This window comes from Candidatus Xianfuyuplasma coldseepsis (assembly GCF_014023125.1).
Classification (GTDB): Bacteria; Bacillota_I; Bacilli_A; order Izemoplasmatales; family Izemoplasmataceae; genus Xianfuyuplasma; species Xianfuyuplasma coldseepsis.
Map to the genome: position 1 here is coordinate 1,568,456 of NZ_CP048914.1, position 13,137 is coordinate 1,581,592.

The following is a 13,137-nucleotide window of genomic DNA, read 5'->3' on the forward strand; positions in this document are numbered from 1 at the left end:
TTCAATGAAATTAGCAGTTACCCCCTTTAACGTCGCAAGTGTTCCCGCTTTGCTTGAGGCTGGAGCGGACATTATCATCGCAGGTAATGGCCACTTTGCGAATCGATTGACAACTTCATTCTCAAACATTGAGTTGCGGGAAATTCGTGAGATAACAAAGAATCAAAACAAAGAACTCTATATCCAGGTGAATATGATTGTTCACAACAAGGATCTAGAAGAACTAAAACTGCATCTTAGTTTTCTTATGGATCTTGATGTTGACGGGATAATTTTTGGAGACATTGCAGTCCTTCAAATTGCTCGTGAACACCATTTTGAGGAGAAATTAATTTACAATCCAGAAACCCTTAATACAAACTATTATGATGCCATATTTTGGCAGCGCAAAGGAATCAAAGGAATCACCATTGCCAAAGAAATTCCATTGGAAGACATGCGTGCATTTCACGAGCAGTCTACCATTGAACTGTCATTGATAGGGCATGGCCATTTAAACATGTTCCAATCTCGGCGTCCTTTAATCGAAAACTATTTTAAATATAATCAAGAAGACCATCGACAATATATTGAAAACCGTAATTTACGTCTAGTTGAAGAGATCCGAGAGGAATCCTATCCGATTTTTCAAGACGATCATGGAACACATATCTTTCGAGATAAAGTCATGGCCTCATATGAAGAAATAGATGCATTGAAGGACTTGGTTGATGTCTTTATTATTGATGGTATTTTTAAGGATACAGCATATATTAAAGAAACGATTCAACACTATCGGTTCTTGCTAGATCATCCCAATTCTAAGAAAGCAAAACAATTTGCTAAACAGTATCAAGATGATCATGATACCGGCTTCTTACATAAAAAAACCACCTACGAGAAAGGTGGTAGTGACGAATGAAAAAACCAGAACTACTTGCCCCTGCTGGGGATTTGGAAAAACTGAAAATCGCCATTATGTATGGTGCGGATGCTGTCTTTATTGGTGGGAAACAATTTAGTTTACGAGCCCGTGCTTCCAATTTTGGGATCCAAGAGATCAAAGAGGCTTGTGAGTTCGCTCATAAACACGGGAAAAAAATATATGTCACAACCAACATCATTCCTCACAACGATAATATTGATGGGCTTGATGACTATCTTATCGAGTTGGAACGTGTTGGTGTAGATGCAATTATTTGCGCTTCTCCAGTTGTTATTGATACGGCAAAAAAACACACCAATCTCGAGGTTCACATCTCAACACAGATGTCATTGACAAACCACTACAGCGTAAACTTCTGGCAATCAGAAGGTGTGAAACGCGTCGTGTTAGCTCGTGAGTTATCTAAAGATGAGCTTCGGGTGATGCGTGAAAACACCACATGTGACTTAGAAGTGTTCATTCACGGTGGCATGTGTGTTAGTTACTCTGGGCGTTGCACCTTGTCAAACAATCTGACGGACCGAGATGCAAATCGTGGTGGATGTGCCCATAGTTGTCGTTGGAATTACGACCTTTATGATGGAAATACGAAATTGAATGATGATATGTACTTCTCCATGAGTTCAAAGGATTTACAAACCGTGCATCATATTAGTGATTTGATTGATATCGGTATTGATAGTCTCAAAATCGAGGGACGGATGAAATCAATCCATTACATTGCTACAGTCGTGCACACCTATCGTCATTTAATTGACAGTATTTGTGATGATATGGATGTCGATTTGCCACGATACCTACTAGAAATCAAAAAAGCGGAAAATCGTTTATCATCCCACGGCTTTATGGATGGAATGACAACCATTCACGAACAACTATATAATCTTCGTAGTGAACAACCAACACAAGAGTTTATTGGGCTTGTTATTGACTATAATCCGAACACCTTGATGGCAACTGTTGAACAACGCAACAAATTTGTTCCAGGTGATGAAGTGGAAGTTTTTAGTCCGTCGATGGAAAAACTTAAGTTTAAGGTCGAAACTATCTGGGATGAGGATGGTACTGAACTGGATGCGGCTCGCCATCCAAAGCAACATGTTAAAGTGTTGATTCCATTCCCGGTTCATCCATATGACATGATTCGCAAGTTATAGTATAATTTTATTGAAATTTACGTATTTTATAATATAATGAATGTAGAAACAGCTAAGATTTGACGAAAAGGAGTTTTCAAACTCCTTTTGTTAAGGAGTCGAGACTATGAAAAGACCAGTTATCATCGCTGTTGCCGGTGGAAGTGCATCCGGAAAAACAACTGTTGTAGAAAAAATTATTCAAGGATTTGATCGCCAAAACGTAACCGTCATTAAACATGATGACTACTACAAAGATCAATCCGACATGCCAATGGAAGAACGGATAAAAGTAAACTATGATCATCCGTTTAGCTTGGATAACGATCTGATGTTTAAGCACTTGTTAAAATTAATCCGTGGCGAACAAATTATCAAACCTACATATGATTTTGAAAATCACAACCGCAGCGATCAAACAGAATCCATCGTTCCGACAGAAATCATAATTCTCGAAGGAATTTTAATTATGGAAGATAATCGAATTCGCGAATTATGCGACATTAAACTATTCGTCGAAGCCGATGATGACCTTCGCTTTATTCGACGATTAACGAGAGATATGGCGGAACGTGGTCGTTCAATGGAAAGTGTTATCAAACAGTATTTAAATACTGTAAAGCCGATGCACTTTGCATTCGTCAAACCAACGAAACGATATGCAGATGTGATAATTCCCAATGATAAAGACCACGACGTTGCAGTGGATCTAATCATTACAAAAATAAAATCTATCATATCCGAGCAAAGTGTAGTATAATTTTTAAGATAATGGAGGAATAAACATGGAAAACAATAAATATAAATTAACCGAACAAGGTGTTATCGATTTACAAGAAGAACTAGAAAAGTTAAAAACGGTTGATCGAAAACGAAATCTTGAAGCATTAAAAGAAGCACGCGCACAAGGGGATTTGAGTGAAAATGCTGATTACGATGCAGCGCGTGACGAACAAGCTCAAATTGAGTCTCGAATCAAAGAGATTGAAGGGATTCTAAAAAATTACGAGATCATCAAAAAAGATCGCTCTAAATTAGTTAATATTGGTAAAACCGTAACGATAAAAGTTGGCGATATGCCTGAACAAGAATATACGTTGGTAGGTTCATTAGAAGCTGATCCATTGAAAAAACGGATCTCAAATGAGTCGCCAATTGGAAAAGGAATCATTGGTAGTAAAAAAGGTGACACCGTCATTGTTAAAACTGAAACAGGACGAGACGTTAAAGTCACAATCGTTAACGTACAATAAGAGTGTCGTAGACATTCTTATTTTCATTTAGGAGGGATTAGACAATGATTGGTATAATTGGTGCAATGAGTGAAGAAATTTCAGCTATCAAACTGCAAATGGAAAATGTGACGACCACATCATTAAGAGGTCGCATATTTTACTCCGGAATCATCCATGAGCAAGGCGTTGTGCTTGTGCAAGCCGGTATTGGCAAAGTAAATGCTGCGATAACAACAACATTATTACTCGATCACTATCATGTTGATGCTGTTATAAACGTCGGTGTAGCTGGTGGACAACACGGGGTCCAGCACGGTGATATTATTTTGAGTTCTTCTGTGTTATATCACGATGTAGATGTGACAAACTTTGGTAAATATGTTCACGGACAAGTCCCGGGACATGAACCTGAATTTTTCGCTGAACCATCATTAACGGTTGGATTTGAAAAGGTTCTAAAGGAACTTCATTTTGAATATAAAATTGGCCGAATAGCTTCGGGTGACCAGTTTGTGTATAGTACGGATAAAGTCCAAGAGATAAACAAACTTTATGACAACGTATTTGCAATTGAAATGGAAGCTTGTGCGATTGCTCATACTGCATCGATATTCCAAGTCCCATTCATTATTGTGCGTTCTATTAGCGATGTACTGGGGGACGATTCACAAGCAGAGGATTTTCAGCAATTCCTTGTCTCATCCTCAGATAAGGTTGCACATGTGATTCAACAGTATTTACAGGAGAAATTGTGAAAACTATTACGCTTGATAATGTAGTTATCCCAATAAATATAATAAAAACTAACAATAAACACACCTATTTTTACTTCCGCAAAGACGGTTATATTGAAGTGAAAAAGTCCCGGTTTCAAACCGATGCTGACATTATGTTACACATTCGGAAGAATCAAAACAAGTTCATCAAGAAATTCAAGAATATGCAAGAAAGACATATGGAAAACACATCGTATTCAATTTGGGGTAACTCGTATCAAATCATTGAAAACAAAACGTTTATGATTGATCATAGTAATCAATTGTTGTATCGTAATGATAGTATTGACCATGATCGTAAAAAAAACCAACTTGAAATCGATCTTGTGATGCGCGAATTAACCACATTAATTGAGAAGTTTCAACAACATCCGTTGGTGGATTTAACCAATGTTCGTTTTACGGTTAAGTCGATGACATCACGGTATGGTAGTTGTAATAAACACCGTCGACGGATATCAATCAATCAACACCTAATACGATTACCAAAAGAGTATTTGGAATATGTGTTTTTACATGAAGTAACCCATCTGACATATGCCCATCATCAAGATGCCTTTTATCAATTGTTTGAACAACTTTGTCCCGATTATAAGACATTACGTAAATCTATAAAAACTGTGTGGTGAGAAAATGTTTCTACCAGTATCCAAACAAGACCTAATCGATCGAGAAATCCAACAATTGGATTTTGTTTTTGTTAGTGGGGATGCCTATATTGATCACCCATCATTTGGTGCCGCGATTATTTCACGATGGCTAGAACGTCATGGATATACCGTTGGAATGATACCGCAACCACAAACAGACGAGGATTATAGTCAACTTGGCACACCACGATTAGGTTTTTTAGTTAGCAGTGGGAATATTGATTCGATGGTGAATCATTACTCGGTGTCTAAAAGGCGACGGAAGAAAGATTCTTATAGCCCTGGAGGAAAAATGGGTCTTCGTCCCGATTATGCAACGATTGTGTATGGACAAACATTGCGGAAATTATTTCCTCACACGCCCATAATAATTGGTGGTATTGAAGCCAGCTTGCGACGTTTTGCCCATTATGATTATTGGTCAGATAGTGTCCGAAAAAGTATTCTTATTGATAGTAAAGCTGATTTGTTACTATATGGAATGAGTGAGAAGAGCATTATCGAAGTAGCTGATTCGCTCGATAGTGGATTGGCGATTCGTGACATTATTTTTGTACGGGGAACCGTCTATAAAACGAGTAAAGAATCATACCTTCCACAGAAACGTGTTAATCTACCGTCCTATGATGCAATTTTGTCGGATAAAAAAGAATATGCCAAGAGTTTTGCAATCAAATATCAACACATTGATTCGATTTCAGCAAGACCATTAATGGAAGCCTATCGATATCATTATATCGTACAAAATCCACCGCATGAACCATTAACTCAATCCGAGATGGATCAAGTATACGATCTACCATTCGAACGAGATGTACATCCCATGCATGAAGCTGTTGGTCATGTACCAGCAATTGATGAAGTCAAGTTTTCAATTATTAGCAATCGTGGATGCTATGGTGGATGTAGTTTTTGTGCCCTAACTTATCATCAAGGACGAGTAATCCAAAGTCGTTCAAAAGAATCCATTGTTAATGAAGCGAAAATCATTACTGCAGACAAAGACTTTAAAGGGTATATACACGATATTGGTGGACCAACAGCGAATTTTTATGACATCGCTTGTACCAAACAAACCACTCATGGTGTTTGTTTGAACAAACAATGTTTGTCGGATAAACCATGTTCACAGCTTGAGGTATCTCATAAGAACTATCTGGATATTCTCCGAGAAGTTCGTCAATTGAACCATGTTAAAAAAGTGTTTGTTCGTAGTGGTATACGATACGATTATGTCCTTTATGATAATGATGAATCATTCTTCAAAGAGTTGGTTCAACATCATGTTTCAGGACAACTCAAAGTTGCACCAGAACATGTGAGTGATCGTGTATTGGATGTGATGAATAAACCACAACGAGACCTATACGATCGTTTTGTAAAACGATTCTATGAGCTAAATAAACGTTATAACAAAGAACAATATTTAGTTCCATATCTAATGAGTAGTCATCCTGGAAGTACGTTACATGATGCAATTGAACTAGCGTGTTATGTTCGCGATTTGGGATATAACCCTGAACAAGTCCAAGATTTCTATCCAACACCGGGTACATTGTCAACAGCAATGTACTATACTGGTTTGGATCCGCGAACCATGGAACCGATATATGTCCCAAAAACCAAACATGAAAAAGCGATGCAACGAGCACTGATTCAATATCGCAATCCTAAAAACTATTATCTTGTAAAAGAAGCTTTGGAAACAGCAAACCGGACGGATTTGATTGGGTATGATGCTCGGTGTTTAATTGTACCAAATCGTAAATAATTTAGACATTGCAGTTATTATTTAGTATAATAATAACGAAGGAAATGAGGCGAATGATATGATTCAATATCTCTTAAAAACAACACGATTTATACCGAATGAGTTTCATCATTCCTTTTTTGATATTAATTTTCAATTGTTATACGATAAAGGATTCCGCTACATCATAACCGATCTTGACAATACCTTGATTTCGTATGATGAATCACAACCAACAGAAACCATTAAAAACACATTCATCAAATTACAAGAGATGGGGTTTACGCTCGTATTACTATCCAATAATCACACAGAACGAATTAACACCTTTTGTCACGAATTACACGTGGATGGTTTTGCGAATGCGAAAAAACCATTTAGATATGGATTTCAAAAAGCACTACGTAGTATGGATGGGGCGACAAAAGATAAAACTGTCATTATCGGGGATCAATTGATGACTGATATATGGGGGGCAAATCGTTTTGGCTCGTACAGTATTTTGGTAAATCCGTTAAAACGTAAAACCGAAAAATGGTATACAAAAATGAATCGTAAGTTGGAAGCAAAAATGCTTCAAAGAATCCAACACAAACATCCATCAATCTATCAATCATTACAATTGTCAGAAAGGACTTAGCATGGAAGAATTACATTGTATCGGTTGTGGTAGTGTCCTACAAAGCCACGATCCCAAAAAGCCAGGATTTATTCCAAGCAGTGCACTAGCTAAATCAGACGAAGACATCATTTGTCGTCGTTGTTTTCGGTTGAAACACTACAATGAAATCTTACCAATTGAAGTAACTCAAGATGATTTTTATGAAATCATTTCGAACATAGGTGAAACGGATAGTTTGGTCGTAATGATTATTGATATCTTTGATATTGAAGGGTCGTTGATACCTCAAATAAATAAACTGACCAATCATAATGATTGTGTTGTATTAGTGAACAAGAGAGATTTGCTTCCGAAAAGTGTTAGTGAGCGTAAACTATTGCACCATTTACGTAAAATTTTAGCAGACTCTAATTTAAGACCATTAGAAATATTCATTATGAGTGCAAAAAGATATCATAATATCGACACTGTTATGGAAGCGATATCTAACATATCAGGGAATCGCGACATTTATGTTGTCGGTGCCACAAATGTAGGAAAATCCACTTTTATTAACACGTTACTAAAATCTTATGCCGCGTCATCAAATGATATCATTACGGTAAGCGAACATATGGGAACAACACTAAACGTTATAAAGATTCCATTTGACCACAATTATATCATCGATACTCCTGGAATCTATAATGATCATCAGATTGGTAATTATTTATCACCCGAATCCTTAAAAATAATTACACCAAAAAAGGAAATCAAACCGCGGAGCTTTCAATTGAATCCACAACAAACACTTTTTATTAATGGATTTGCGAGGATTGACTTTGTTGAAGGTCCATGGACGTCATTTATATGCTATTTTGCACCGATGATAAAAATCCATCGTACAAAGTTAAGTAACGCGGATGATCTTTATAAAAATAGACGTTTTGACGTATTAAAGTATCCACTACAAGAGGAATCGTTTGCTCTAATCCCGCATCAACTACAAATCCCTACAGGAAAACATGATTTGATTTTACCGGGATTGGGATTTATTACGATTATAGGTCCCGCCAAAATCATTGCCCATGTCCATCAAAAGACAATGCCATATATTCGTGAGGCACTAATATGATCAAGCGGATTATTGCAGATTTGGAAGTAGCTTACGATCATAAACCACACCGACTTGATCATGTCTTTGGCGTTCGCGATATCGCCTTGAAATTTGGACGACAATTCAATTGCAATTTAGAATGGTTGGAAATTGCGGCATTATTACACGATATAACAAAATATGAATCAGAAGAATTTCATCGGACGATGATTAAACAATATTATGATGATGCAGAAATGATTCTCAATGAGTACAATACCAACATCTTACATGCATTTAGTGCAGCGGTTGTTGCACGTACAAAATATGGAATAACCAATGAAGAAATTTTGAATGCTATTACCCATCATACCATCGGTCGACCTGGAATGAGTATATACGAAGAAATCCTATTCCTTAGTGATTATATCGAACCGAACCGCACATATGAATCATGTGTTCGTGTACGTAAAATTGCCGATCATGCATTTGTAAAAGCGATATATGTTGCCATGCAGGATTCGATAAATCACCATGAAAAACAACAAGCATTGGTCCCGAATACAGCCTATCAGGCACTACAATATTATCAACACAAATTGGAGGAACAAGAGTGAAAAAAATCGAAGTTATTTTACAAGCGTTAGAGGATGTTAAGTTGCAAGATGTGGAGGTTTATGATATGAAAGAAAAATCCCCTTTCTTTGATTACTTAATCATTTCTAGTGCTACCAATAATCGACAATTACAAGCATCGATTCAACATGTAACCGACAACCTAGCAAAGCATTCGTTTTCCCACCCGCGGATTGAAGGTAAAAATTCAAATAGTTGGATCTTAATCGATGCAAAGGATATTATTGTCAATGTCTTTACCAAAGAAGAACGTGAATTTTACAACCTAGAAAAAATGCTGGTAGAAATCCGAAAATTATCGCCACAAGAATTATAATGATATTTGATCGATTAGCACCTTATTACGATCAATTTGTTGATCAGGACTTGAATGATCTCTATATTAAATACATCGATAAATTCGGAATAAAAGGAACCGTCATTGACCTTGGTACCGGGACAGGACCTCTTGCTGTAGATCTAGCTCAGAAAGGCTATTTTGTAACTGCAACGGATATTTCCACTGAAATGTTGGAACGAGCAAACAATAATGCGGTTCTATCCAATGTAAAAATTCATTTCTTTGTTCACAATATTGTGGATCCATTGCGTCAAGTCTATGATAATTTAATCATGTCCAGTGACGTTATAAATTACTTGGATAATAAGGAAGATGTTCTTCAAACATTCCAAAACATGTGTGCTGCAATGCATGAGAATAGTATCTTTATTTTTGACTTTATTCATACTGCTTATGTGGAAAAAATTCATAATTTCCAACAAGATATCCTCCTTGATGATGATGTATTACAGTGGCGCGTATCAAAGACCAATATACCAAATCAGATAAAACATACGCTACGATTTGGACGTGAGACAGAAACACATATTCAAACCACATTCCCTACAAGAGAGTATCGCCAATTACTACTGGATGCAGGGTTGACTGTGATTAAGAAAAAACGCACCGATGAACGAGTTATTTTTGTGTGTAAACGAAAATAACTCGTTTTAAATTGACATTTATAAAAATAGAATATATAATATAAATTGATGAGTATAAAAATAAAAAAGGGGGAATCGTTTGTGGAGTACGAAAAAGTATTCAAAGTACTATCCGATAAATCACGCCTTAGGATACTTGCGACATTATTGAAGGAACCGATGTATGTCGAGTTATTAGCCAATCGATTAGATCTACATCCATCCACTGTATCGTTTCACTTGAAGAAACTTGAACGAGCTGGTATGGTTTCGAGTGTTAAAGAACAGTATTATGTCATGTACAGTATCAATAAAAAAGTGTTAAATATTAATGTGATGCAAATATTGTCAAGTATGAGAACATCGTCACAAACAGAGGAAGAACGAGAAGAAGAATACAATCAAAAAATTTTATCGAACTTTTTTAAAGACGGTATACTTCAGTCGATACCTGTACAACTAAAAAAACGTAAGATCGTACTAGAAAAGATTGCTCAATCATTTGATTGTAATCGTACCTATACAGAAAAAGAGGTAAATCACATCATCAGCGATTTTCATCCTGATTTTTGTACAATACGACGTGAATTCATCATGAATAAAATGTTTACGCGAGAAAATGGAATATATCAAAAAATAAAATAAGCATATTTGCTTATTTTTTTTTATAAATTACCATCATTTATAAGTACTATCTATATGAGGTGATTGCATGAAAGTGTACATCCAAAAATATGGAATTTATGCAGTTGTATTTGTGTTTGTAGTAGTGGTTATAGTAAGTATGATAAGAAAACCAGAAGAATCAGAGGAAGAGTTTACACCTTATATCGTCAATAATGAACAAGAGGTTAAAAAAACGTTCATATATGTGGACTTAAAAGGAGCTGTAATGTTTCCTGGTGTTTATAAGGTTGAACATAACAGTCGATTATTCCAGGTTGTTGAGAGAGCTGGTGGTTTGATAGCTAATGCTGATGGAAATGCGATTAATTTAAGTATGATCCTAAAAGATCAAGATGTAATCTACATCCCAACAAATGATGAAGAATATCCGAATATTCTCGATCAGACAGATAACAATTATGGTGGTGTGATTAATATCAATACAGCGTCGCTAGAGGTGTTGCAAACTCTAAGTGGTATCGGACCAGCAACAGCACAAAGTATTATTGACTACAGAACGGAAAATGGTGCTTTTGTATCTATTGACGACATATTAAACGTAAGTGGTATTGGTGAGGCAACGTTTGCTGAAATTCAAGAATTTATTACAGTTTAGATATCGATTTATATATATTGCTATTGCATTAACAATAGTTATATTAGTGTTGAGTAACTGGATATTCTTACTTCTTGTACCGCCATATGTTGTTTATATTGGTAAAAATCATAGGGATTTATTCAAAATAATCATAGTGATTTTAGCGATGTACTTAGTTTCAACAACTATTTTTAATGTTCAACAGATTGAAAATACTGGACAATACAAAGTAAAGGTTTTAAAATATAATAAAAAAGACGATTATTGTAGAATTATTGCTCGCTATAAATTAAAAACGGTCAATGTATATACAGATTGTGTAGTAGATGTTTTGATAGGGTCGACATACATAATTAAGGGCCAAGTTAGTGAATCTGACAAGGTAACAATCCCAAATACGTTTGACTATAAAAAATATCTTGCATCACAAAACATACGCTACATTGTATATGCGGAAACCTTAGAGTTTCACCGATCTGGTATTTCTATTTATCAGTTGAGTGAAATTGTCAATCAGTATATAGAAACGAACTTACCATTATCTAAAGGATATATTAAAACATTCCTTCTTGCAGATAAAAGTGAAATTGACCAGGAAGTAATTAACGGTATAAATTACCTGGGGATTTCTCACCTTTTTGCAGTAAGTGGTTATCATATAGGTTTGCTTGTGATTGCACTGAGAAAGGTCTTGAAACGTGTTATTAACAATGTAACAATAATAGATATTGTCATTAGTTTTGTATTAGTATTATATCTTATAATCACTTCATTTTCCGCATCTGTTACGAGAGCAGTTTTATTGTTTCTACTAATGAAACTGAACAAACAATATAAATTGAGATATTCAGTTCTTGACATATTATCGCTAATTTATATCGGTTTACTGATCATGCGACCATACTATTATAATAATATGGGCTTTGTATTAAGTTTCATAATAACGTATACTATTATTTTAGCGAAAAACATACTTGTCAATCAATCCAAATCAAACGCCATAATAATTGTTAGTGGGATCGCTTTTCTTGTGTCATTTCCGATAATACTAAATGCGAATTATCAAATTAATCTGTTTACATTAAATATGAATATTATTATGGTAATTATAATGACAGTTGTAGTCCTTCCATTAACATATATAGCATTTATAGTACCTGTGTTAGATACATTGCTACATCGTATATATACTCTATTTGAAGCAATAGTTAATATGCTTTCTCAATTTGATTTCTTTGTTATAAAAGGTTATATTAGTTCGAATGTGGTATTTATAATAATTTATATTATGATATTTTCACTATTAGTTAAAATTGAGCGAAAAATATCATTTAGATTTGAAGCAACAATGATTATTGGTTTATTGATTTTTTCATTTAATATTACTACTTTGTCGCCGATACAACGAGTAGTATTTTTGGATGTACATGGTGATAGTACATTCATTCAGGATTCATTTGGGAAGTGTACAATATTAATAGATACAGGTGAGAAAGACGAATATGATTCCGTTGCGTCGTATTTACAGACCTATAATATTCGGAAGATTGATTATGTAATTATTAGTCATTTCCATTCTGATCACTATGGTGAACTGAATGATGTTATCTCTACATTCAAAGTGGAACATCTTATTTCAGCGAATACTGTTTCTGAATTTGAGGATCGTGTGATTACATGTGGGAATTTACGGATGTATATTTATCCACTTGATTATACTGCTACTAACGAAAATAATAATTCGATTATTACAAGTGTATGGATTCAGAATGAACACTTTTTGTTTGTCGGTGATAGTGAACTCAAGCGGGAAGAACGGTTTATTTCTTTATATGATATTGACGTTGATGTATTGAAAGTAGGGCACCATGGAAGTATCACTAGCACATCACAATTATTTTTGGATGCCATTACTCCAGAAGAAGCCTATATTATGGTTCATCGTAATAATCGGAATCGCCATCCTGATCAAACCGTTATAGAACGTCTTGTTAATAATGACATAGTTGTTCATAGAACGGATTTGGAAGGTACGATTGAAATCCGATATTTCTTGGATAAGAAATGGAAAAAAACATATCAGCCATAAAAGACTATGGTATAAT

15 protein-coding genes are annotated in these 13,137 nt (G+C 35.3%); all 15 read left to right on the forward strand.

Annotation, left to right across the window (positions count from 1 at the left end):
- The first annotated feature begins 4 nt into the window (after window positions 1–4).
- A complete protein-coding gene (locus G4Z02_RS07630) occupies window positions 5–901 on the forward strand; it encodes a peptidase U32 family protein (protein WP_258877418.1) in 897 nt (298 codons plus the stop codon).
- Window positions 898–2,082 (forward strand): peptidase U32 family protein, encoded by a 1,185-nt coding sequence (locus tag G4Z02_RS07635; protein WP_258877419.1) that lies wholly within the window; start codon window positions 898–900, stop codon window positions 2,080–2,082. The genes G4Z02_RS07630 and G4Z02_RS07635 overlap by 4 nt, the downstream gene beginning before the upstream one ends.
- A gap of 106 nt (window positions 2,083–2,188) precedes the next feature.
- Window positions 2,189–2,821, forward strand: coding sequence for a uridine kinase (gene udk / locus G4Z02_RS07640; RefSeq protein ID WP_258877420.1), 633 nt, complete (start codon window positions 2,189–2,191; stop codon window positions 2,819–2,821).
- Between the two features lie 25 nt (window positions 2,822–2,846).
- Window positions 2,847–3,314, forward strand: a complete 468-nt coding sequence (gene greA / locus G4Z02_RS07645; protein ID WP_258877421.1) for a transcription elongation factor GreA — start codon at window positions 2,847–2,849, stop codon at window positions 3,312–3,314.
- Window positions 3,315–3,358: 44 nt separating this feature from the next.
- A complete protein-coding gene (locus G4Z02_RS07650; RefSeq protein ID WP_258877422.1) occupies window positions 3,359–4,051 on the forward strand; it encodes a 5'-methylthioadenosine/adenosylhomocysteine nucleosidase in 693 nt (230 codons plus the stop codon).
- Window positions 4,048–4,701 carry a M48 family metallopeptidase gene (locus G4Z02_RS07655; RefSeq protein WP_258877423.1) on the forward strand — a complete coding sequence of 218 codons (654 nt, stop codon included), beginning with the start codon at window positions 4,048–4,050 and terminating at the stop codon, window positions 4,699–4,701. Before G4Z02_RS07650 ends, G4Z02_RS07655 begins: the two co-directional genes overlap by 4 nt.
- Before the next feature lie 4 nt (window positions 4,702–4,705).
- Window positions 4,706–6,493, forward strand: coding sequence for a YgiQ family radical SAM protein (locus G4Z02_RS07660; RefSeq protein ID WP_258877424.1), 1,788 nt, complete (start codon window positions 4,706–4,708; stop codon window positions 6,491–6,493).
- Window positions 6,494–6,551: 58 nt separating this feature from the next.
- Window positions 6,552–7,112, forward strand: coding sequence for a YqeG family HAD IIIA-type phosphatase (locus G4Z02_RS07665; protein WP_258877425.1), 561 nt, complete (start codon window positions 6,552–6,554; stop codon window positions 7,110–7,112).
- Window position 7,113: 1 nt separating this feature from the next.
- Window positions 7,114–8,208, forward strand: a complete 1,095-nt coding sequence (yqeH, locus tag G4Z02_RS07670; protein ID WP_258877426.1) for a ribosome biogenesis GTPase YqeH — start codon at window positions 7,114–7,116, stop codon at window positions 8,206–8,208.
- On the forward strand, window positions 8,205–8,786 hold the full coding sequence (yqeK, locus tag G4Z02_RS07675) for a bis(5'-nucleosyl)-tetraphosphatase (symmetrical) YqeK (protein ID WP_258877427.1): 582 nt from the start codon (window positions 8,205–8,207) through the stop codon (window positions 8,784–8,786). The genes yqeH and yqeK overlap by 4 nt, the downstream gene beginning before the upstream one ends.
- Window positions 8,783–9,121, forward strand: coding sequence for a ribosome silencing factor (gene rsfS / locus G4Z02_RS07680; RefSeq protein WP_258877428.1), 339 nt, complete (start codon window positions 8,783–8,785; stop codon window positions 9,119–9,121). The genes yqeK and rsfS overlap by 4 nt, the downstream gene beginning before the upstream one ends.
- The gene (locus tag G4Z02_RS07685; protein WP_258877429.1) at window positions 9,121–9,789 is read left to right on the forward strand and encodes a class I SAM-dependent DNA methyltransferase; all 669 of its coding nucleotides are present in this window, start codon (window positions 9,121–9,123) and stop codon (window positions 9,787–9,789) included. Before rsfS ends, G4Z02_RS07685 begins: the two co-directional genes overlap by 1 nt.
- A gap of 81 nt (window positions 9,790–9,870) precedes the next feature.
- A complete protein-coding gene (locus tag G4Z02_RS07690) occupies window positions 9,871–10,413 on the forward strand; it encodes a metalloregulator ArsR/SmtB family transcription factor (protein ID WP_258877430.1) in 543 nt (180 codons plus the stop codon).
- Between the two features lie 67 nt (window positions 10,414–10,480).
- Complete coding sequence (locus tag G4Z02_RS07695; RefSeq protein ID WP_258877431.1) at window positions 10,481–11,050, forward strand: helix-hairpin-helix domain-containing protein; 570 nt, start codon at window positions 10,481–10,483, stop codon at window positions 11,048–11,050.
- Window positions 11,019–13,121 (forward strand): DNA internalization-related competence protein ComEC/Rec2, encoded by a 2,103-nt coding sequence (locus G4Z02_RS07700; protein ID WP_258877432.1) that lies wholly within the window; start codon window positions 11,019–11,021, stop codon window positions 13,119–13,121. The genes G4Z02_RS07695 and G4Z02_RS07700 overlap by 32 nt, the downstream gene beginning before the upstream one ends.
- Window positions 13,122–13,137: the final 16 nt, after the last annotated feature.

Excerpts from the sequence above, each read along its gene's own strand:
- G4Z02_RS07695 (WP_258877431.1), top strand. The coding sequence starts at position 10,481 with ATGAAAGTGTACATCCAAAAATATGGAATTTATGCAGTTGTATTTGTG.
- udk (WP_258877420.1), top strand. The coding sequence starts at position 2,189 with ATGAAAAGACCAGTTATCATCGCTGTTGCCGGTGGAAGTGCATCCGGA.
- yqeH (WP_258877426.1), top strand. The coding sequence starts at position 7,114 with ATGGAAGAATTACATTGTATCGGTTGTGGTAGTGTCCTACAAAGCCAC.
- G4Z02_RS07635 (WP_258877419.1), top strand. The coding sequence starts at position 898 with ATGAAAAAACCAGAACTACTTGCCCCTGCTGGGGATTTGGAAAAACTG.
- G4Z02_RS07630 (WP_258877418.1), top strand. The coding sequence starts at position 5 with ATGAAATTAGCAGTTACCCCCTTTAACGTCGCAAGTGTTCCCGCTTTG.
- greA (WP_258877421.1), top strand. The coding sequence starts at position 2,847 with ATGGAAAACAATAAATATAAATTAACCGAACAAGGTGTTATCGATTTA.
- G4Z02_RS07665 (WP_258877425.1), top strand. The coding sequence starts at position 6,552 with ATGATTCAATATCTCTTAAAAACAACACGATTTATACCGAATGAGTTT.
- yqeK (WP_258877427.1), top strand. The coding sequence starts at position 8,205 with ATGATCAAGCGGATTATTGCAGATTTGGAAGTAGCTTACGATCATAAA.
- G4Z02_RS07685 (WP_258877429.1), top strand. The coding sequence starts at position 9,121 with ATGATATTTGATCGATTAGCACCTTATTACGATCAATTTGTTGATCAG.
- G4Z02_RS07650 (WP_258877422.1), top strand. The coding sequence starts at position 3,359 with ATGATTGGTATAATTGGTGCAATGAGTGAAGAAATTTCAGCTATCAAA.
- G4Z02_RS07660 (WP_258877424.1), top strand. The coding sequence starts at position 4,706 with ATGTTTCTACCAGTATCCAAACAAGACCTAATCGATCGAGAAATCCAA.